Source organism: Paenibacillus ginsengihumi DSM 21568 (genome assembly GCF_000380965.1).
Lineage (GTDB): Bacteria > Bacillota > Bacilli > Paenibacillales > NBRC-103111 > Paenibacillus_G > Paenibacillus_G ginsengihumi.
In genome coordinates this window covers 87,009-107,891 of the sequence record NZ_KB905549.1, presented here as the reverse complement: position 1 = coordinate 107,891, position 20,883 = coordinate 87,009, and the positions used below count along the sequence as shown (strand labels likewise).

The following is a 20,883-nucleotide window of genomic DNA, read 5'->3' as shown; positions in this document are numbered from 1 at the left end:
CCTATCGTCCTCGCCCGAACCGAAAGCGTCAAATCAGAACAATGTTGCGTCGGTCAGCCACGTTTTTGGTTGCGTTGCGGGTATCGATGACGAGCCGGGCGCTGGACGCCACGGATTCGTAAGGAATGTGGGAATGATCGGTCAAGATGAGCGCAGCGTCATGCTGCTGCAGATTTCTTCTTGTGAGATCCGAGCCCTCCAGCTTCCGCTCTCCGAGCGTCAGCGTCGGAATATACGGATCGTGGTAGCTTACCTTGACCCCGAGCTTCAGCAAACCTTCCACAATCGGAAGCGCCGTCGATTCGCGCAGGTCGTTGACATCCTTCTTATAAGTGACTCCGATGACGAAGACGCTGCTGTCCTTGAGCGCTTTTTTGGCAGACAGCTGCTGGCGCACCCTGTGCACGACATATTCGGGCATCTGCTCGTTGATTCGATGGGCGATATCGATGAACTGCAGATCGATCCCGTACTGCTTCGCTTTCCATGACAAATAGAGCGGATCGACCGGAATGCAGTGGCCGCCGATGCCCGGCCCGGGATAATACGGAGTGAAGCCGTACGGCTTGGTGCTGGCGGCGTCGATCGCTTCCCACAGATTGATGTTCATCTTCTCGCTCATGATCGCCAGTTCGTTCATGAAGGAGATGTTCACGAGCCTTTGGCAGTTTTCCAGCAATTTGGTGAATTCAGCTACTCTTGGCGACGAAACGGGAACGACCCGCGAAAATACGCTGCCGTATACCTGCTCGGCAAACGTTCTGCACCGCTCGCTGACCCCTCCAAGCACCTTCGGAATGTCCTGCATCGGAGAGCGCTGGGCGCCCGGATCGATCCGTTCGGGAGAATAGGCAAGGTAAATATCGTGCCCGACGGTAAAGCCGGCCGATTCCAGCATAGGCTGCAGCTCCTCCTCGGTCGTTCCCGGGTAGGTCGAGCTTTCCAGCACAACGAGCTGGCCTCTGCGCAGATGGGGCAGCGCATGCTTCACCGCCCCCCGGACATAAGTCAAATCAGGCTTGCGATTTTGGTCCAAGGGAGTCGGCACGCAAATAATTATCGCATCCGCCTGGCTTGCAAGAGAGAAGGAATCGCTGACGTGGAACCGGTCGCCTGCGAACATCTTGCGAATCTCCTTGTTCGTAAAATCGGAAAGATAGCTTTGCTTGGCAAGCAGCGCCTGAATCTTTCTATGATCCACGTCGATTCCGTAAACGATATGCCCATGCTCGAGAAATAACCGGGCCAGCGGAAGACCGACGTAACCTAGACCGATAATGGCAATCCGGTGCTTCATCTGCTCGCTGATCGTCACATCTTTTTCCATTTTTTTCACTCCTTTCGCAATGCTTGTATATCGTACGCGGCCTTCTCTTTTCTTGTTATAGATTAACAACCATTTAAGAAGGAAATAGTAGAATGTCATACAGGCTGTGCTGGGCGAGTATTGCAGGAGGGAAGCAGAAATGCAGATATTATTTGACTTAATAGTTAACTGTCCCTTACGAAAGGATGGGTTGGTACATACGTTGTATGGAAAATTCTCCTATGGAAGGGATGGGGATATGAACATACTGCTCACGACTTATTTTTATTTGCCCCATGTCGGCGGCGTCTCCACCTACGTCGATATTTTGCGGCGGGAGCTTGAGAAGATGGGCCACCGGGTGGACGTGTTTGCGCATACGCCGGATATGGAGAAATACTACATGCCCAATAACGGCCGAACGCTTCAGAAGAAGAAGCTCAAAGATCTAATTTATGAGAAGGTCTACGCTTTCTACGAGCAGCGGATGCCGCATGTCGACCCATGGATTCGCTGGCGGGATATCGAGCGGTACTGCTTTGAAACGGCGGCATCCAGCTTCGGACTGCAAAAATACGATCTGATTCATACGCAGGATATCGTCTCGACGCGAGCGCTGTGGCGCATCAAGCCGCAGCAGACTCCGCTGATCGCCACGATCCACGGATGTCTGGCTACCGAATTCATCTATTCCGGGGAGGTGACCGGGAAAGATACGCTGCGCTGGAAATACGCCGCCGCCGAAGAATATTACGGCGCGATCTCAAGCAACCGTACGATCGTGCCGACGGCTTGGCTGAAACGGCTCGATATGAGCGAATTCCGCGTTCCCGGCAAGCATCTGAAGGTGATTCCGTACGGCATGGACATCGACGCGTTCATGGAACGGATGGAGGAATGGACGACCATAAGAGCGCCGCAGGATAAGAAGGTGATCATTTGCCCGGCGCGGCTTGTGCCGGTGAAGGGACACAAGCCGCTGCTGCACGCCTTGGCCAGACTGAAGCAGGTGCGCAGCGATTGGGTATGCTGGATTTTGGGCGACGGGCCGCTCATCGGCGAGCTGACGCAGCTATGCCGCAGCCTGAACCTGGAGGAGCATGTGCTGTTTATGGGAGCCCGATCCGATATTCCGGCACTGCTGAAGAAAGCTCACGTGTTCGTGCTGCCCAGCCTGCAAGACAACCTGCCCTTCTCCGTAATGGAAGCCCAGCTGGCGGGCAAGGCGGTCGTCGTCTCGGATGCGGGAGGCATTCCGGAGATGGTAAAGCACGGGCAGACCGGCCTGGTCGCTCCGGCGGGCCAGAGCGAGCCGCTGTACGAGAACCTGCTGCGCGTGCTTGAGAACGATCTGCTGCGAAGGCGGCTCGGCGAGCAGGCCAAGCAATGGGCGCTGCGCCAATGGTCGATATCTCATATGATGGAACAGACGCTGGCGGTTTACGAATCGGTAACCGGAGCCAATAGCGTCCGAAGAGGAGGGAGTGTCCATGGCGGTTAAAAGGTTAAGCCCGCGAGGAAGGGCTTCCGGCTCCATCCCGCTGGTCAATCTGCGGCGGGTCAAAGCGCTCTTTGCAGGCAGCCCGCTGCCGCAGTCCAAGGGGACCGGCGCGAGGAGACATCGCCTGGCGCTGGCCGCCTCGCCCGTCCCCGCGACCCGGAAGCGCCCGGCGGCCGTTCGGCCGGCGACGCAGCGCAGCCTGCCGGCGCAGTCCAGGGGGCCTGGCACGAGGAGGCGTAGCCAGTCGTCGGCCCAAGCCGCCGTCCCCGAGGTCAGGAAGCGCCCGTCAGCCAGGCCGGCGGGGCAGCGCGCCAAAAAGGCGGGCAAACAAACGAAACCGTTAACGAGGAAGCTTAGAAAAAAACGGATCAGACGGCGGCGGCTCTGGAACTGGAGGCCGAAGCCGAGGAAGCGCCAACTCCGCAGGAGACGCGCGATTCGCCAAAGAATGCGGGCTCCGCGGCCTTCGTCTCGGCGGCTGCGGGTCGTTGGCGGCCAGGCGCCATGGCTGGCCCCTGCTCCGATGGCGGCCGCACCTGCGCCGCTCGTTGTGCCGGCCGCTGCTCCGCAGCCGCTGCCTGAACATGCGCCCGCGCCTGAGCATGCGCCTGAGCTCGCGCCCGCCCCGGCGCCGGACCCCGCGCCGCCGGCGCCGCCCGTTCAGCCGGAGGGCGTGCCCGGAGACTTGTATCAATCCGTGTTCGCCTTCGACATCCCCACGCCCCAGATTCAAGTCGATCCTGCGGTCTGGGACAACGTTCGCGAAAGCGTGCCGAACCAGTATTTGATTCCCGATGCCGCTTTCCTGAACGTATTGGCGGGAGAGGAGATCGTGCCGCTGGTCGATGCCCCGACGCTGGACGCGGACACGCTTGCGGAGCTGGCCAGTGAGGTGACGGAGCCGACCATTCCCGAAGCGGCTCCCGATGGGGCGGATGCTCAAGATCCGCATGGAGAATAAAGCATAGCGCCAAGCGGCCCCTGCAAGCGGGGGCCGCTTTTTTCGACCTTCAAGAGTGGCTGGAGCACCGCAGCTATCCCTTCCCAAGGCAGGCAGTTTACGCAAGCCGGGCGCTTTTCCCAAAGATTGCAAAAATAAGCGGATGGCTGAAAGATAGTTGTCCAAACCATCGCTAGCCGGTGACATATACTAGGAGCGTAACGCCATTCTACCCGGGAAGGAGGATTGCCGAGATGATCCCGCACGACGGACCCTCCCCTTACAAGGCGATTTTCAATTTCACCCCTTTTGATTTCGGGGAGCATACTCCTCTGGACAAAGCTGTGTGGAATCGGGTTGTCAAACGCCTTCCCAAATCGTATTCCTTGCCGGATCAAGAGCTGCTTGCGGCATTTCTCAAGCAGATCGGGGTAGCCGTAAAATCCAGGGAAGAGATCGATAGGGAATACGAGGCGATCTTGATCAGGCGGAAGGGGGGGAGGAGGTGAACATTCTCCTTGCAACCTACTGGGGAGTGCCGAACCGCGGAGCGGCTCATCGTTACATCGATGTTTTGAAGAGCGGGCTTGAGAGCCAGGGACATCGCGTAGACGTGTTGTCGCACGATCCTTCGATGATCAAGCTGTACGTCAACGAAGATCCGGGCCGCACGATCCGCAAATCGAAAATCCGCGATGCGGTTTCCCGCGAGGTGCAAATTTATTACGACACGCATTATGAAGAAGTGGAGAGCTGGATCCAGTGGAGGGATATCGAACGCTATACGTTCGAGCTGGCGGCCGCTTATCTGGTCGATGTTCGGGAGTACGACGCGGTTCATACGCAGGATATCGTCTCGACCAGAGCCATGTCGCGCATCATGCCGGCAGGCAAGCCTTTGATCGCCACCATTCACGGATTGCTGAGCGAAGAGATGCAGGATCAAGGCCTGCTGGAGGAGACGGATTCTCCCCGGACGCGGTATCTCGCCATCGAGGAGATTTTTGGCGTCATGTCGGCCGACGTGGCGATCGTGCCGAAATGGCTGAAGAAGGAATACCGCTCCCGGTTCCGGATACCGGGCCGACAGCTGACGACGGAGCCGTACATTCTTGACGACGAAGAACGGCTCGCCCTGGAGACGATAAAACTTTACGAAGGAGTTGGACAGAAAGATGAATGAGCAAAAAAAGCTTGAAGCCAAGCTGGCGAAAGTGCCGCCGATCTACAAGGACATGATCCCCACCGGTCTGTCCCCGGATGAGCTGCTGGCCTGGTTCGATACGATGGAAAAGAACAAAGTGTTCACGGTTAAACCGTTCTTCCGCTGGCTGAACAAGCCGCCGGGCTCGGGACTGTACACGGGTCCGGGGACGGGACCGGGAACAGGCCCGGGTACGGAGCCGATGGATGTGTTCGAGACGATGGGCGAATCCGAGAAAAAAGCTTTCCAAATGCCGGATTTCGACCTGCAGATGATCGGCCACGCGATGCAGGACGATGAAGAAGAGGACGAAGCGGAAATGATCGGGGAAGAAGAGGTTATCGAAGAGATCGAGTCGTCGAAAGCCGACGAACGGAAATGGACATAAGCAGCAATGGCTGTTTAGCGCCGATGACGAATGATGATTCGTCATCGGCTGTCGCCTGCGGTGCTGAACCTTCGCCAGCGGGCTTCGTCGAATGATGAGGATGGAACCACTAGACGAATTCTAGTGGTTTTTCTATGAAATTGCGGCGCAATAATTCGATAGAAGCGGAAAGCCAAAGCGTCGTTGTGCGAATACATTGAATACAGCAGAAGAAGGTTCATAGGGAGAGGGGATGTTTGGGATTGAGAGTGTTGCTGTCGACGTATTGGGCTTTTCCGCATATCGGGGGAGTGTGGACTTATGTGAAGATTATGCGCAGCCGCTTGGAGGAAATGGGGCATCAAGTGGACATTATGGCGCAGCACCCGGAGCTGGACCGATTTTATGTCATGAACGGCAGCTGGTCTATTGACAAGAAGTCTCTGCTAAAGCAGGCGGAGAAGGCGGTAGCGCACGAATACGAGCTAAGAAGGGTCAAGCTCACCCCGTGGATGCTGTGGCGGGAAACCGAGAAGCGCGCCTTCGAGCGGGCCTGCAGGCTCATGGATCTTAAGCAGTACGATCTGATTCACACGCAGGACATTATCTCGACCTATGCCATGCGCAAAGTCAAGCCGGAGGCCGTTCCGCTCGTTGCGACGATTCACGGCTGCCTGGCGGCCGAGTGGGTGGCGAATCGCGAGATACAGGCGCGTTCGCGGCTGGAGCAGGATTATTTGGAGCTGGAGGAATTTTTCGGGGCGATGTCGCCGGACCGTCTCATATTGCCCAGCCGCTGGCTAGGGGGCCGGCTGTCGGCGTTCGGCATTGCGCATCCGCATACGCATTTCATCCCGTACGGTCTCGATCAGCAAAAATTCGGCAGCCTGCTGCTGCAGGACGCCAAGGAGAGCCTTGCCCCGCGCGAGCGCGAGAAGACGATTATCGCCTGCCCGGCGCGGCTCGTCGCCATCAAAGGGCAGGCCACCCTGCTTGAAGCGATGAGCAGGCTGGTGCAGAAGCGCCGGGACGTGCTCTGCTGGCTGATCGGCGACGGGGTGATGCGGGACGATTTGGAGCGGCAGGTGGAACGACTCGGGCTGCGCGATCATGTCATGCTGCTCGGCAAGCGTTCGGATGTGCCGAAGCTGCTCGCCGCAAGCGATATCGTCGTGCTTCCTTCCCTGCAGGACAATCTGCCTTTCTCCATTATGGAGGCGCAAAGCTTGGGCAAGCCGGTCGTCGCCTCGCGCGTGGGCGGGATTGTGGAAATGATCGACGAGGGCAGGAACGGGTTGCTCGCCGTGCCGGGAGATGCCGCGGATTTATACGAGAAGCTGCTGTGGCTTACGGTCGATAAGGCGCTGCGCGAGCGGCAAGCGAAGGAAGCCCGGCTGCATGCGCTGACCTTTTGGAACGACCGGATGATGCTCGATCAGACGTGTCAGGTGTACGAGGAAGCGCTCGAGGGCAGGAAGGCGCCGGCGCAGCGGATCGGTTTTGCAGACCGGCTCGTGCAAAGACAGCGCCGTCTGGCGCGCACGTCCGAGGCGCCCGCCATGCCGCCCTTTGCCACGCTGCAGGGCACCATCAAGGAATCGGCAACGGGCAGCGGCATGGCCGGGGCGAATGTGCATCTGCTTGACCTGTCGGGAGTCGTGCTGCGCAGCGGAACGTCGAATGACGAAGGCGTCTTCCGCTTCGACAACCCGCAGTACGGCAACTACGAGCTGAGCTTCGGAACGGCGGCGCGCGGCCTGCATACCCGGAAAATCGCCGTAACGGCGGGAACGCCGATGATGATCGACATCACGCTTTAACAATTTCGTCTGGAAGTGGAGGAACGAGGCTTGGGCAACGAGAGACCGTTTTATTTATGGAAAAGGCTGGAGGGAGAGCGGGAGCACGACCGCTTCGGCGACCGGATCGCGGCCGGCGACGTGAACGGGGACGGCTTGGAGGAGTGGATCGTCAGCGCCAGCACGGCGACGTATGTCGAGGATGAGAGCGGGGTGAATCCGATCCCCCATTACTACCGGGGACGGGTATATGTGTTCTCTCACGATCTGCAGCTCTTATTCACGCTGGAAGGCGACAGGTACGGGGATTGCTTCGGCGCATCGCTGGCGCTGGGAGATCTCGACGGCGACGGGATTCAGGAGATCATCGTCGGCGCCCCGCGCGCCAGCTTCGGGCCTTGGACCGAATGCGGCTCCATTGCGGTTTTCTCCGGCGTCACCGGCAAGCGGCTTTACCGCTGGGGCGGCGGCGAAGATTACGCGCGTCTCGGAACGGCGCTCGCCGTGCTCGATTGGAACCGGGACGGGAGGCTGGACATCGCCGCGTCCTCGCACAATATCGATCCGAACGGCCTGGAGCGCGACGGCAAGGTGACGATATACTCCGGCGCCGACGGGAGCGTGCTTCAGCAATTCGTCGGCGCTGCCAGGGAGGGCCTCGGCGAGTCGCTTGCGGCGGGCGATGTCGACGGGGACGGGCACGCGGAGCTCGTCGTCGGCTGCCCGCGTTCGTCGAATGACGGCCTCACCCGCAACGGCAAGGTGCTCGTATATTCCCGCGACAAGGGGCTACTGTACGAAGCGGCCGGGCAGCGCTCTTACGACGAATTCGGCAGCCGGGTGGGCGCCTGGGATATGGACGGCGACGGAGCGGCCGAGCTGATTGTCGGCTCGCCCAAAGCGAGCGGGAAGAAGGATACGCGCTGCGGCCAATTGAAGGTCGTCTCGCTCTCCCGCAATCGCACGCTGCTCGAAGAAGAAGGCTGGTTCGGGCTGCAGGAGCTCGGCACGAGCATCGCGCCTTATCCCGACGGCCAGGGCTCGGTGAAGCTGCTGGCCGGTTCGGCGGTCGGCGCCGCCTACCTGCTCGATCTGGACGGCCGCCGCATTCACGAATTCAACGGGTACGAGCCCGAGGTGTTCGGACATTCCCTGGCGGTCATGAGCGGAGCGGAAGGGCTGCGCATCGCCGTAGGCGCCGTCTCCGGCATGAATGAGAAGAAATTTATGTCCGGCTGCGTCTACGTGCTGTCCACCGTCCCGGCTTCGGAGCTGCCGAAGGCTTCCCTTCCCTCGCCCCCCCTTGCCGCCGGCGCCATGTTTAACGCGGCCAGGAAAAAAATATTGCTGGCCACATACTGGTATTTGCCGCATGTCGGCGGCGTCGACGTGTACGTCCGACTGCTGAAGAAGGAATTGGAGAAGCTGGGGCACGAGGTGGACGTGCTCGCCCATCATCCCGATATGGCCCATTATTATTTGGTGGACGGCGGCAAGCAGATCGGCAAATGGCCGATCAAGTCGGTCATTTACGACAAGGTGCTTCGCTTCTATCAGCGCTTTCTGTCTCATGTCGACCCATGGGTTCGCTATCGCGACATTGAGCGCTACTGCTACGAAGTGGCGGCGGCGCTGTTCGATTTGGGCCAGTATGATATCATTCATACGCAGGATATCGTCTCCACCCGAGCCATATCGCGGGTGAAGCCGGATTCCGTTCCCCTGGTCGCCACCATTCACGGGCTGCTCGCCAAGGAGCATCTGTTCTCCGGGGACATCCGCAGCAAGGAGAGTCTCGCCTGGAAGTACGTCTGCGACGAAGAGTATTACGGCTGCGTGTCGGCTGACGCCACGATCGTGCCGACGCAATGGCTCGTTCGGGAAATGTCGCAGTTTGCGGTGCCTTCGGACGTGCTCAGGGTCATTCCGTATGGCATGGATATCGGCGAATTCGAAGCGAAGGCCGCCCGTCCGCCAGGCATGCCGGCCGCAAAGCGCGCCCCGTTCACGATCAGCTGCCCGGCCCGGCTCGTGCCGGTCAAAGGGCACCGCACCTTGCTCGGCGCGCTCCGCAGGCTGAAGGATGATGCGAGCTGGCATTGCTGGCTGCTGGGCGACGGCCCGCTGCGCGAAGAGCTGGAGCGCCTGATCCGCGAGTACGGTCTCGAGGAACGCATCCAGCTGCTGGGCGACCGCGACGATGTGCCGGCGCTGCTCAGGCAGTCGGATGCGATGGTTCTGCCTTCGCTGCAGGATAACCTGCCGTTCACCGTCATGGAGGCGCAGCTTTCCGGCACGCCGGTCGTCGCCTCGAATGCCGGCGGCATCCCGGAGATGGTCGAGCATGAACGGACCGGGCTGCTGTTCGAGGCGGGCGATGAAGAGCAGCTGGCGCGGCAGCTTGTCCGGCTGATGGCGGATAGCCGGTGGCGAGCGGAGCTGGCTGGCCGGGCCAAGGCGTGGGCGGCCAAGCAGTGGTCCTCCGTCACCTTGCTGGAACGAACGCTGGCCGTATACGAAGAAGCGATGAGGAAGGTGGGACGGTCTTGATCTTTTCCTTCGATATCTATGAACATGTCGATCTGCAAATATGGGACGATGTGGAGCGGATGCTGCCGGACGATTACGTCATGCCGGATCGCGTATTTCTCGGCACACTGGAGCCGGACCCGAATGCGGCTTCTTCCTTCATTGGCAAGCAGTCGCTGCTCCCCGCTTCCCGGGACGGGGAAGCCAATTGGCTGTCGGCAGCACTGGCCAAGCTGCCGGAGCGCTATGCGATTCCCGATATGGCTGTGCTGAAGCGGTTGTTCGAAGTCAGGTAGCCGGTTGGTGCAACCGTCTATTTTTTCCCGGCAGCGTTATCCGTCTATCTGGCCGGCGAAGCGGGTGCATATCATAAGAGCATGGATCGTTCACATTCCGGAAGAAGGAAGGGGAAGCCATGCGGTTTGTATTCGCTATAATTACGTTGGTCAAGGGCGGAGCGCAGCGAATGCTGGTGGAAATCATGGAAGGCCTGGCGCGGAGGGGGCATGACGTCAGCGTCGTGATGCCCGCCTCCGGCATCATCGACTTTCCGCTCGGCGTACGGGTGCTGCGGACGCCGAATGATGCGATTTCGGAGAGCGATATTCCGCATGCCGATGTCCTCGTATCGAATTTCTATACGACGGTCGGGCCGGTGCAGGCGGCGAGCGAACGGGGCAAAGGCACGCACGTTCGTCTCAGCCTTTGCTACGAGCCGCTGTTTTTGCCGAATCAGGCCGTCTCTTTTCCCTCTTATCAAGTCACTTCCAATCTCGTCGTGCTGTCCAAGTACCAGCAGGAGCTTGTATACCTGAATCACGGCATCGAGCCGAAACGAATTCCGATCGGCGTCAGCGGCGTCTTTCGCCCGCTCGGCTTGCGTCAGGGGGAGGCGCGGCCGCAGATCGGGGCTGTGATCCGCAAGCCGGACGGCGGGGACGCCTGGCACCGTCAGCAGGAGCAGCTTGTTGCCGAACTGTTGTTCGTTAAAGCGAACAGGCCCGAGGCGGAGCTGCATCTGATCGGCCCGCCGCGCGACATTCAGACGTCGCCCGTGCTGATGCAGATGATGACTTCGGGACATTTCCGCTTTCATATGCCGGAGAACGACGAGGAGCTGTGCCGCCTCTATAATCGGCTTCATATTTTTGCGGCTGCCTCCGTTCATGAGGCATGTCCGTTCCCGCCGCTGGAAGCGATGAAATGCGGGGCCGCTGTCGCCGCCGTTTACTCGGGAGGCAATATGGATTATTGCCGGCACGAATACAACTGCCTGCTGTCCTACGGCTATGAGCGCAGGCTCGGGGCGAATATCCTTCGTCTGATCGACGATCTTCCGCTGCGCGAGCGGCTTGCTTCCGCCGGGATGAAGGAAGCGGAGAAATGGACCTGGGAGCGAAGCGTGCTTATGTTCGAACAAGCGGTCTGCGAATACATGGGAAGGGCGTAGCTGGCAAGCCGCGATCGGACCTGCGCATGAAAGCGCAGGTTCTTGCGTTAACGTGCGGCCGCACCGTGCCCTTAGCGTTCCATGCTGCATGCGGCCTCCCGCGCGCTGCCGCGCAGGACTTGCGCAGGCTGCGCATTGCGGCGCTCCGCCCGCGCAGCTGTCCGTCAATCCGGCAGCCTTCGGATGCGGCAGGTCGGACTCCACCCGAGCAGCCGCTTGGCTGCGGCGTTGCTGTACAAGGCTTCATAGCGGAGGAACGCTGCGCGAAGGTCGGTCACTTCCGGATAATAGGTGCGAATCAGGTCCAGCGAACGCATGCCGGCGCACGTATCGTCCGCTGTAATGTTCAGGCTGACGGCTTCGAGCCCGTCCGCTTCGCAGGCAAGGCGGCACGCGGCCGCGGCGTCGCGGAGGCCGATATAGCTCCATAACAGGCGCTTGCCTGCCGACGGCTCGCCCGTCATTTGCGCGAGTAAAGACGCAAAATTGTCCTCGCCGATCAGCGTGGACAGCCGCAGCGCGACCACCTGCATGCCGGTCCGCCGGTGGAACATTTCCCCGATCGATTCGGCGACGCATTTGGATAAACCGTAGCCTTCCTGCGGCTGCAGCGGATGCCGCTCGTCAATGGGAAGATAGAGCGGGGAGAGCGGGCGCACCGCCCAGGGAAAGCCGTATGCCGATTCGCTGGAAGCCAGCACCGCCTTGGGAATGCCGAGCGCCGCCGCCGTCTCCAACACGTTGTACGCGCTGCTGACATTGTTGGAAAAAACGAGGTGAGCAGGCCTGCTGTAAGGGCTCGGGTCGGCTGCCAAATGAATGACGGCATCGCATCCCCGCAGCGCACCCGCCAATTCGTCATATCGGTTCAAGTCGACGGCAACGGCAGGGACGGCGGCAGCTTGCGCCGGATTTCGGTCCAGACTAAGCGCTTCGTAGCCGGATTCCAGCAGCTCGCGGATAACCGCAGCGCCAAGCTGGCCGCTGCCGCCGGTAACCGCAATTCGCTTCGATCTTGCCATGAATCTCCCCTCCTGGCGCGGTTTCTACTATTCTATGCTTGAAAAATCGTTTTGCTATAGGCTTTCCCGCTGCGGCTCATTACGGCCAGCCACTACCATTCTGCAAAAAGAGCGGAGCGCTTCCTGAAAGTCAGCAAGAACCGGGTACTGGCCGTGTCTGCGGCGTCTTCTAGCACATAACTTAAAAGAAATCATCATTGATAGGGGGTGGGCCGTCTTGCTGAAAGCAGTCGTCCTGGCTGGAGGCAGCGGAACCCGATTATGGCCTAAAAGCCAGTCTCATTATCCCAAGCAGTTCATATCGCTGCTCGATCACGAATCGATGCTGCAAAAGACCGTTAAGCGTCTGAGCAAGTTTATAAGCCCCGAGGATATTCATATCGTCACGCTGTCCCAATATGCCGATTACGTTTGCGAGCAGGTGCAGCTTCCCCGACGGCAAATGATGATTGAACCCGAGAACCGGGATACGGCCGCTTGTATCGGCTTATCCGCCATGCATTTTCTGCGGCAAGGTCTGGACCCCGTGCTGATCACGATTCCGGCAGACCATTATATCGCGGACGAACAGGCGTTTCAGGACGCTCTCCTGCAGGCATATCGGCAAGCCCGGCGGGAGCCGTGCATCGTGACGCTCGGCATCAAGCCGACCCGGCCCGAGACCGGCTACGGGTATATTAAAGTCGCCGCCGGGGGGGCAAAAGGCATGCTGCCGGTCGAGCGCTTTACGGAAAAGCCCGATCTGCCTACGGCTCAGTTATGGTATACGGCGCCGGACTACTATTGGAACAGCGGCATTTTCGTCTGGAGGGCATCAGTCATCCGCGATTTGATCGGCGAGCATATGCCGCATCTGGCGGAGGGGCTGCGCAAGATCGGGCAGGCGCTCGGCACGGATCGAGAATCGGAAGTGCTCCGCGCCGAATACGGCCGGCTCGAGAAGCAATCGATCGATGTCGGCGTCCTGGAGAAGGCGCGGCAGCTGTACATGCTGCCGGTGTCGTTCGGCTGGGACGATCTGGGGAGCTGGTCGGCGCTGGCGAGAATTACCGAACCGGACGCGAACGGCAATATCGTTGTCGGGCGCCATCGGCTGGTGGATACGCATAACTGCATCGTGTACAGCGACAGACAGTCTGTTGCCGCCATCGGGCTGGACAATTTGATCATCGCCGTGACGGATGGAGTCATTATGATTAGTCCCAAAGACAGAGAACAGGAGATCAGGACATTCAGTCTGAAATCCGAGGAGGGTCAATAATGAAGAAAATCTTGATTACCGGAGTGACGGGATTCGCGGGAAGCCACTTGGCGGAATGGCTTCTGCTCAATCACCCGGATGCGGAGGTGTATGGAACGTACCGGCTCCGAAGCCGGATGGAGCATATCGAGGGAATAAAGGACCGCCTTCGCCTGGTGGAGTGCGAGCTGAGGGACGCCCAATCCGTGAACGAGATGATTCGGACGATTCGGCCTGATTACATTTTTCATCTGGCCGCCCAAAGCTTCGTGCCCACGTCCTGGAATTCGCCGGCCGATACGCTGATCGTCAATCAGATCGGGCAGTTGAATCTGTTCGAAGCGCTTCGCAAATACGACGTCGACGCCACGGTGCAGATCGCCTGCTCCAGCGAGGAATACGGCCATGTGCTCCCCGGCGAGGTGCCGATCCGCGAAGACAATCCGCTGCGTCCGCTCAGTCCGTATGCGGTCAGCAAGGTCGGGCAAGATTACTTGGCTTACCAGTATTATCAAAGCTACGGCCTGAAAACGATACGAACCCGCACGTTCAACCATACGGGGCCGCGCCGGGGAGAAGCGTTCGTGACCTCCAACTTCGCGAAGCAAATCGCCGAGGTGGAGAAAGGGATTCGGCCACCTGTCATCCATGTGGGCAATCTGAAGGCGAAGCGGGATTTCACCGATGTCCGCGATGTGGTGCGGGCGTATTGGCTGGCCGTGGAGCAGGGCGTTCCGGGCGAAGTATACAACATTGCGTCAGGCTCGGCTTATACGATCGAGGATGTGCTGGCGAAGCTGCTTCAGAAGAGCACGGTGCAGATTCGCGTTCAGACCGATCCGAGCCGGATGCGGCCGTCGGATGTGGAAATATTGCTGGGGGATTATGAGAAATTCCATCGGCAGACAGGGTGGCGCCCCGTCATCCCGTTCGACCAGACGCTGCAGGATTTGCTCGACTATTGGCGCGCGCGCATCTAGGGGACGCCCTGTTATGAGCAAGGTGATGCTGGTCAATCATCACACCGATCCGGAGATGGTGACAGGCGCGGAGAAGGTGCTGCTGGCTGCCGGGCTGTCGTGCCTGGAGCAGCGCATGGAGGTCGTCTGGGTCAGCCCGCAGCCGGGATTGTCCTGTGATCGGGCTGCCCGGACGGGGATGGAAGTGCACATCGCCGAGTATCCGGTGCTGTGGAATTTCGTGCACGATCCTTCCCGGCTGGATGAGGATTGCCGCGCTTTCGAGCAGGCCGCCCCGGGCAGCCCGCTCAGCCGGCTCGTCTGCGCGCAGCGGCCTGATTGGATCGTCGCGGGCAGCGCGATCAACCTGATGCCGGCGATCGTTGCCCGGCAACAGGGTGTCCCGCTGTGCTGGTACATTCAAGAGATCATGCCCGGCCATCCCGGACTAAGCCCGCTGCTTATGCGGATACGTCAATACGCCGACCGCATTCTCGCGCCCTCCGAGGCGGTTCGCCGCTCGCTCGCCGCCTGCGGGATGAGCCCGGATTCGGTTCAGGTGCTGCCTTACGGCACGGACATTCCGCCTGCCGAAGCGATTCGCCGGCACCGGCGATCGCTTCGGCTCTGCTTCGGGTGGACGGAAGAGCATGTCGCGGTCGGCTGGTTCGGCTCGGTTTACCGGGGGAAAGGGCTGCTGGAGCTGCTGCAGGCATCCGCTTATTTTCGTCACAGGGGGAAGATCGCCATCGTTGCCGCCGGCAACGCGGTCGAAGCGGATTACTTGCAGCAGTGTCTGGACGAAGCCCGGCGCATCGCGCCTGTCGAGTGGCGCTATCTGGGAGCGCTGCCGAATATCGAGCCGCTGCTGGCGGCGGTCGATCTGGTGGCGATTCCCAGCCTCGTCGCGGATGCGTCTCCCAATATCGCGCTCGAGGCGATGGCTTGCGGCCGCTGCGTCGTCGCCTATGCGTCGGGGGGCCTGCCGGAGATCGTGGCCCATGGAGATACGGGCTATCTCGTTCCGAACGGGGACGCTGCCGCGCTCGGACGCACAATAGCGGAGCTTGCGGAGCATGACGGCAAGCGGGAGAAGGCCGGAAGGAAGGGGCGGAGGCACGCTATTTCGCGTTTTGGCCTGTCCCGTTTCAAGGCCGATTTTGTCGCTATGCTCCATAGCGGCGCGGAAAGGGGGGAACAGCAGCCATGAAGGTGGTCATTTTGGCAGGAGGCTTCGGCACCCGCATCAGCGAGGAATCGCATTTGAAGCCGAAGCCGATGATCGAGATCGGAGACAAGCCGATGCTCTGGCATATTATGAAGCTGTATTCGCATTACGGCTATCACGAGTTCATCATTTGCCTCGGCTATAAAGGCTACAGCATCAAGGATTATTTCGCCAACTATTTTTTGCACGAATCCGATGTCACCTTCGATTTCGGCAACCTGAATCAAACGATCATCCATCACCATTCGGCGGAGCCCTGGAAGGTCACCCTAGTGGATACGGGGCTCGATACGATGACGGGGGGCCGCGTGAAGCGGATCAAGCCTTACATCGGCGCCGAGCGGTTCATGCTGACGTATGGCGACGGGCTGTCGGACATCGACATCGGGGAACTGGTCCGTTACCACGAGCGCCACGGCAAGCTCGCCACGCTGCTCGCTGCGCAGCCCGCAGGTCGTTTCGGAGCGCTGAAGATCGGCGGCAGCGGCAGCGTCGAGCAGTTTCAGGAGAAGCCGGCAGGCGACGGCGGCTGGGTGAACGGCGGATTTTTCGTGATGGAGCCGGGCGTATTCGATTATCTCGAAGGCGACGCGACGGTGCTGGAGCGGGAGCCGCTGGAGCGGCTGGCTGCCGGCGGGCAGCTCATGGCTTACAAATGGCAGGGCTTCTGGCATCCGATGGACACGTTGCGGGATAAAAAGTATTTGGATCAGCTGTGGAGGTCGGGAACGCCTCCCTGGAAAAAATGGTAGTGGCGGGGTGCATCCTATGAAAATTGTTATCGCTCATCAAACGATTATCGACGGCGACGCGATCGGACATGACATCCAGGGGATGTATCATGCCTTGAAGCGAGGCGGATACGAGGTTTATATCTACGGCGAATACAATTATCTCGATCCGTCGGAATACCGTCATGCGACGCTGGATCAGCTTATTTCGCTCGTGCTGGACAGCGGCAATCTGTTCATTTACCATCACAGCAACTATTGGCAGCGGGGCGAGAAGCTGCTGGACATCGCCGATTGCAAGGTCGTGATTCGCTATCACAATATTACGCCTTCCCGCTTCTTCAAGCCGTACAGCGACCATTATTACAGCATCCTGCAGCAAGCGGAAAAACAGACCGACAGGCTCGTCAAGCGAAAGGATTTCCTCTGGCTGGGCGATTCGCAGTATAACTGCCGGGAAGTCGTGGCGAAAGGCGTCGCTCCGTCGCGTTCGGTCGTGGTTCCCCCGTTTCACAATATCGAGCGGATGGAGCGGGTCGCCCCCGACCATGAGACGCTGGAAAAGCTGCTTGACGGGGATCGGATCAACGTCCTGTTTATTAGCCGGATGGCTCCGAACAAGGGACACAAGGCGATTGTTCAAACCGCTGCCGCGTATAAGCGGATGTTCGGCAGCCGGGTGCGCTTCTGGGTTGTAGGGGACACGGACAAGCAGCTGAAGCGCTACAATACGGAAATGAGCCTGTGGATCAAAAAATACGGTCTGCAGGAGCTTATTGTACTGACCGGCAAAGTGTCCTGTCCGAGTCTGAAGGCATATTTTATGGGCAGCCGCGTTTTTTTGTGTCTCAGCGAGCACGAGGGGTTCGGCGTTCCTCTCATCGAGGCGCAGTATTACCGGTTGCCGGTCGTCGCCTGCGACGCAACGGCGATCAAAGAGACACTCGGCGACAATCAGCTCATTTTCGACCGGTTCGACGAAGAGCTTGTCGCCTCCGCCATTCATGCCGTTGCAACGAATGAGCAGCTGGCCTGCAGCCTTGCGGATCAAGGCTGGAGCAATTATCAATCGCGATTTGCGCCGAAGGTGCTCGAGAAGCGCTTTTTGGAGCTCATCCAATCCTTGCAAAACGGCAGGTGACGCATAAATGAGAGTGGCGATTGCGACGGTGCAGGTGCCTTTTATCCGGGGAGGCGCGGAGATTTTGGCGGAAAATTTGAAGCATCAGCTCATCGTTCGCGGGCATGAGGCGGAGATCGTGACGATGCCGTTCAAGTGGTACCCCGCCCGGACGATCTTGAACTGCATCCGGGCAGCGCGGCTGATCGATTTGACGGAAGTGAACGGACTTCCCGTCGATCGGGTCATTTGCCTCAAGTTCCCTATCTACTACACGCAGCATGACAACAAAGTGCTCTGGTTGCTGCACCAGCATCGCCAGGCTTACGAGCTGTTCGGCACGGAATACGGCGATTTGGACAAAATGGAGCGGGGCGAGCAGGTGCGCCGGACGATCGTCCGCTGCGACAACCGCTATCTCCCGGAGCATCGGGGGCTGTACACGATCTCGGCGACGGTGTCGGACCGGCTGCGCAAGTACAACGGCATTGCGTCGCTTCCCTTATACCATCCTCCCGGCGGGTATGAGCAGCTTCGCTGCGCCGCTTTCGGCGACTACGCGTTTATGCCGGGCAGGCTCGATTCCTTGAAGCGGCAGCATCTGCTGGTGGAAGCCGCGCGGTATACGAAGACGCCCGTTCGCATCGTGATCGCCGGACAGGGAGACCCGCGCTACGGCGGCATGCTCCGCTCGCTCATCGACGCCTACGGGCTTCAGGACAAGGTCAAGCTGCTTGGCTATATTAGCGAAGACGCGAAGGCGGAATATTATGCGAACGCGCTTTGCGTATATTACGGCCCGTTCCAGGAGGATTACGGATATGTGACGCTCGAGGCCTTCTTCTCCGGCAAGCCGGTCATTACGCATCCCGATTCCTGCGGACCGCTGGAGTTTGTCAGGCACGGCATAAACGGCTGCGTCGTCGCTCCCGATCCCCGGGCGATCGCCGAGGCGCTGGACCGGCTCTATGAGGACAAGGCGCTCGCTGAGCGGCTCGGAGAGCAGGGAGGGAAATTAATGAAGCAGCTCCATATCGATTGGGATCATGCGATTGCGAGGTTGTTGCAATGAAGCTTGCTTATTTCAGCCCATTGAGCCCGCAGCGCAGCGGCATATCCGATTACTCCGAGCAGCTGCTCCGCTTCCTCGTTCGGGAATGCGAGGTGGATGTTTGGGTGCACGGATACGAGCCGGCGAGCCCTGAGATCAGGCAAACCTGCCGCGTGGTCGATTATTCCGATCGTGAGCAGCTCGCCCGGCTGAGCGAATACGATGCGATCATTTACAACCTGGGCAACAATCCCGGCTACCATGCCGCGATATACGACGTGCTGCTGCAGTATCCCGGCGTCGTCATCCTGCACGATTTTGTGCTGTTTTATTTGCTTGCGGGATATTGTCTCGATGTGAGGAACAGCAAGGAGCTGTTTCTGGAGGAGATGCGATATAACGGCGGACAGGAGGGATATGAGGAAGGCTTGCGCATTTTGGCAGGCCCGCTGCCGCCGCTGCAATACCGCACGCCCCAGAACCATCCTTTGAACAGAAGGGCCATCGAAGCGGCGAAAGGAATACTCGTTCATTCGGAGTATACGAAACGAATGGTCATGGATGTGAGGCCGGACGTCCGGTGCATGAGCATTCATTTTGCCCGGCCGCTCGAGTCAAGGCGCGTCAAACCGATCGCGCGGCAAATCCGCAGCAAATACGGGCTGCAGGAGGGTGAGACGATGCTCGCCTCCTTCGGCTATATTACGCCAAACAAGCGCATTCACCAGGTGCTCTATGCGCTGTCCGAGCTGCGGAACGATTACAAATTCAAATATTTCATCGTCGGCGACTGGGATTATACGCGGCGTCTGGTCGATGAGCTTCAGCTGAACGAGTATGTCATCCTTACCGGCTACGCGCCGAGAAGCGAATTCGATAAACTGCTGCTCAGCGCCGAAGTCGTCATTAATTTGCGATATCCTTATATGGGAGAGACATCCGCCGCATTGGTCCGGGCCATGGCGGCCGGCAAGCCTTGCCTCGTGTCGGACATCGGCTGGTTCTCGGAGCTGCCGGACGATACCGTGATCAAAATCAAGGTCGACGCGGAGGAGATCGGCTCCATCAGGCAGGCGCTGCAAGCGTTGATGGACGACAGCCGATACCGCAAGCGGCTGGCTGCGAAGGCGCGGCGGTATGCGCGGACGGCTTTCGACGGGGAGCGGATCGCCCGGCAAATCGTTCAATTTGCGAAGGATGCGTACAAGGACACGAACATGGATGCGTACAAGGATATATGCATGGGTGCGTACAAGGACACACGCATGGATGCGTACAAGGATACGTCCACCGAAGCATATAAGGAGGAAGACCAATGAAGCCGGCACTTCCTCCGGACGGCGTATATGAGACGGCCAAGGAATGGTTCGAGCAATCCGGCGCGGGCAGCGGCGGCAGTTATCGGGAAGTGTATCCGGCCGAGACCGTTTGCCCGCCGCAGCCGAAGGGGCCCTTTGCCTTCCGCTGGCCTGCGGAGTTCCGGTATCGCCCGGCTTACGTTGCCGTGATGCCCGAAGGTCGCATTTGGGGAGGGGCGCCGATGCATGCGGAGGTGTGGTCGGGGGAAGTCGTCACGCCGGACAACAAGCTGCTCATGGATGCGGGCTTTCCCGAGTGGTGGAGTCTTCCCGTCCGTTCCCCGTTGCCGCGGCTTGCCGACTTCGAGGAAACGTGGGCCGTTCTCGTCTCGCCGCTGCAGTACAACTACTATCATTGGCTTATCGATATATTGCCGCGCCTGCATTTGCTGGAGGAGAGCGGCCTGACGATTGACAAGTACGTCTTCGGCATCCTTCCTCTCCGCTACCAGCTCGATACGCTGTCTTTGCTAGGCATCCCGGAGAGCCGAATCGTTCAAATCGGCAACAATCAGTTTCATTGCCGCGCCGCCAAGCTGGTCGTTCCCGCCCTGCCCGCAAGGCTCGGCATCTGCCCGAAATGGGCCTGCGATTATGTGCGCAGCCGGCTGCTGCCGTCGCGCTTGCCGAAAAGCGGCGAATACGCGCGCATTTATATAAGCCGGGACGATTCCCCCAAGCGGAAGGTAGTTAACGAGGAAGCAGTATTGCAGCCGTTAATCGCGAGAGGGTTTAAAAAAGTAGTGCTCGGTTCGCTGCCCTTCGAGGAGCAGGTTCGCCTATTCCATTCTGCCGAATGGATCGTGTCTCCGCATGGCGCGGGATTGGCCAATCTGGTCTTCTGCGGCCCGGGGACGAAGGTCGTCGAGCTGCTGGCCCGAAACTCGGCGACGAGCACTCATTTTTGGATACTCAGCCATCATATGCGGCTCGATTACTACAACCTGGTCTGCGACGCGCAATATCCGCCCAAGGAGGCGCCGCAGCTGGACGATATCGTCGTCGATGTCGCCAGGCTGCTGCAGACGCTGGATTGTGCAGGACGGCCGCCGGCGACTTCGTAGCATTGCGAGGTGAT

19 protein-coding genes are annotated in these 20,883 nt (G+C 59.4%); 17 read left to right on the top strand and 2 right to left on the bottom strand.

From position 1 onward, the window contains the following. Positions 1 to 28: 28 nt before the first annotated feature. Complete coding sequence (locus F591_RS0101810; protein WP_019532871.1) at positions 29 to 1,327, bottom strand: nucleotide sugar dehydrogenase; 1,299 nt, start codon at positions 1,325 to 1,327, stop codon at positions 29 to 31. A 238-nt stretch (positions 1,328 to 1,565) separates the two neighbouring features. On the opposite strand from F591_RS0101810, the gene F591_RS0101805 reads away from it, so the two are divergent. From F591_RS0101805 to F591_RS0101765, 9 genes are all read left to right on the top strand, one after another. Further along, on the top strand, positions 1,566 to 2,807 hold the full coding sequence (locus tag F591_RS0101805; protein WP_019532870.1) for a glycosyltransferase family 4 protein: 1,242 nt from the start codon (positions 1,566 to 1,568) through the stop codon (positions 2,805 to 2,807). Then, positions 2,797 to 3,768 carry a hypothetical protein gene (locus tag F591_RS33205; RefSeq protein ID WP_019532869.1) on the top strand — a complete coding sequence of 324 codons (972 nt, stop codon included), beginning with the start codon at positions 2,797 to 2,799 and terminating at the stop codon, positions 3,766 to 3,768. Before F591_RS0101805 ends, F591_RS33205 begins: the two co-directional genes overlap by 11 nt. A gap of 233 nt (positions 3,769 to 4,001) precedes the next feature. Continuing rightward, the gene (locus tag F591_RS0101795) at positions 4,002 to 4,256 is read left to right on the top strand and encodes a hypothetical protein (protein ID WP_019532868.1); all 255 of its coding nucleotides are present in this window, start codon (positions 4,002 to 4,004) and stop codon (positions 4,254 to 4,256) included. Next, positions 4,253 to 4,930, top strand: a complete 678-nt coding sequence (locus tag F591_RS27175; RefSeq protein WP_019532867.1) for a glycosyltransferase — start codon at positions 4,253 to 4,255, stop codon at positions 4,928 to 4,930. Before F591_RS0101795 ends, F591_RS27175 begins: the two co-directional genes overlap by 4 nt. Beyond that, on the top strand, positions 4,923 to 5,339 hold the full coding sequence (locus F591_RS0101785; RefSeq protein WP_019532866.1) for a hypothetical protein: 417 nt from the start codon (positions 4,923 to 4,925) through the stop codon (positions 5,337 to 5,339). Before F591_RS27175 ends, F591_RS0101785 begins: the two co-directional genes overlap by 8 nt. 248 nt (positions 5,340 to 5,587) lie before the next feature. Next, positions 5,588 to 7,138, top strand: a complete 1,551-nt coding sequence (locus tag F591_RS27170) for a glycosyltransferase (RefSeq protein ID WP_245580964.1) — start codon at positions 5,588 to 5,590, stop codon at positions 7,136 to 7,138. Between the two features lie 30 nt (positions 7,139 to 7,168). Then, positions 7,169 to 9,667: a glycosyltransferase gene (locus tag F591_RS29370; RefSeq protein ID WP_019532864.1), complete on the top strand. Its 2,499-nt coding sequence runs from the start codon at positions 7,169 to 7,171 to the stop codon at positions 9,665 to 9,667. Beyond that, positions 9,664 to 9,942 carry a hypothetical protein gene (locus F591_RS0101770; RefSeq protein WP_019532863.1) on the top strand — a complete coding sequence of 93 codons (279 nt, stop codon included), beginning with the start codon at positions 9,664 to 9,666 and terminating at the stop codon, positions 9,940 to 9,942. The genes F591_RS29370 and F591_RS0101770 overlap by 4 nt, the downstream gene beginning before the upstream one ends. A gap of 119 nt (positions 9,943 to 10,061) precedes the next feature. Then, complete coding sequence (locus F591_RS0101765) at positions 10,062 to 11,096, top strand: glycosyltransferase family 4 protein (protein ID WP_019532862.1); 1,035 nt, start codon at positions 10,062 to 10,064, stop codon at positions 11,094 to 11,096. Between the two features lie 164 nt (positions 11,097 to 11,260). Here F591_RS0101765 and F591_RS0101760 read toward each other — a convergent pair whose 3' ends face one another. Continuing rightward, positions 11,261 to 12,118 (bottom strand): NAD-dependent epimerase/dehydratase family protein, encoded by an 858-nt coding sequence (locus F591_RS0101760; RefSeq protein WP_019532861.1) that lies wholly within the window; start codon positions 12,116 to 12,118, stop codon positions 11,261 to 11,263. A 217-nt stretch (positions 12,119 to 12,335) separates the two neighbouring features. On the opposite strand from F591_RS0101760, the gene F591_RS0101755 reads away from it, so the two are divergent. Genes F591_RS0101755 through F591_RS27165 form a run of 8 tightly spaced genes read left to right on the top strand, consistent with a single transcriptional unit; the run spans position 12,336 to position 20,869 of the window. Continuing rightward, positions 12,336 to 13,379 carry a mannose-1-phosphate guanylyltransferase gene (locus F591_RS0101755; protein WP_019532860.1) on the top strand — a complete coding sequence of 348 codons (1,044 nt, stop codon included), beginning with the start codon at positions 12,336 to 12,338 and terminating at the stop codon, positions 13,377 to 13,379. Continuing rightward, positions 13,379 to 14,338, top strand: coding sequence for a GDP-mannose 4,6-dehydratase (locus F591_RS0101750; protein WP_019532859.1), 960 nt, complete (start codon positions 13,379 to 13,381; stop codon positions 14,336 to 14,338). The genes F591_RS0101755 and F591_RS0101750 overlap by 1 nt, the downstream gene beginning before the upstream one ends. A 13-nt stretch (positions 14,339 to 14,351) precedes the next feature. After that, positions 14,352 to 15,527, top strand: coding sequence for a glycosyltransferase family 4 protein (locus tag F591_RS0101745; protein WP_019532858.1), 1,176 nt, complete (start codon positions 14,352 to 14,354; stop codon positions 15,525 to 15,527). After that, entirely contained in the window at positions 15,524 to 16,297 is a 774-nt protein-coding gene (gene rfbF, locus F591_RS0101740) for a glucose-1-phosphate cytidylyltransferase (RefSeq protein ID WP_019532857.1), read from the top strand. The genes F591_RS0101745 and rfbF overlap by 4 nt, the downstream gene beginning before the upstream one ends. Before the next feature lie 16 nt (positions 16,298 to 16,313). After that, on the top strand, positions 16,314 to 17,417 hold the full coding sequence (locus tag F591_RS0101735; protein WP_019532856.1) for a glycosyltransferase family 4 protein: 1,104 nt from the start codon (positions 16,314 to 16,316) through the stop codon (positions 17,415 to 17,417). 7 nt (positions 17,418 to 17,424) lie between these two features. Beyond that, positions 17,425 to 18,468, top strand: a complete 1,044-nt coding sequence (locus F591_RS0101730) for a glycosyltransferase family 4 protein (protein WP_019532855.1) — start codon at positions 17,425 to 17,427, stop codon at positions 18,466 to 18,468. Next, the gene (locus tag F591_RS0101725) at positions 18,465 to 19,766 is read left to right on the top strand and encodes a glycosyltransferase family 4 protein (protein WP_019532854.1); all 1,302 of its coding nucleotides are present in this window, start codon (positions 18,465 to 18,467) and stop codon (positions 19,764 to 19,766) included. Before F591_RS0101730 ends, F591_RS0101725 begins: the two co-directional genes overlap by 4 nt. Next, entirely contained in the window at positions 19,763 to 20,869 is a 1,107-nt protein-coding gene (locus tag F591_RS27165; protein ID WP_019532853.1) for a glycosyltransferase family 61 protein, read from the top strand. The genes F591_RS0101725 and F591_RS27165 overlap by 4 nt, the downstream gene beginning before the upstream one ends. Positions 20,870 to 20,883 lie beyond the last annotated feature (14 nt).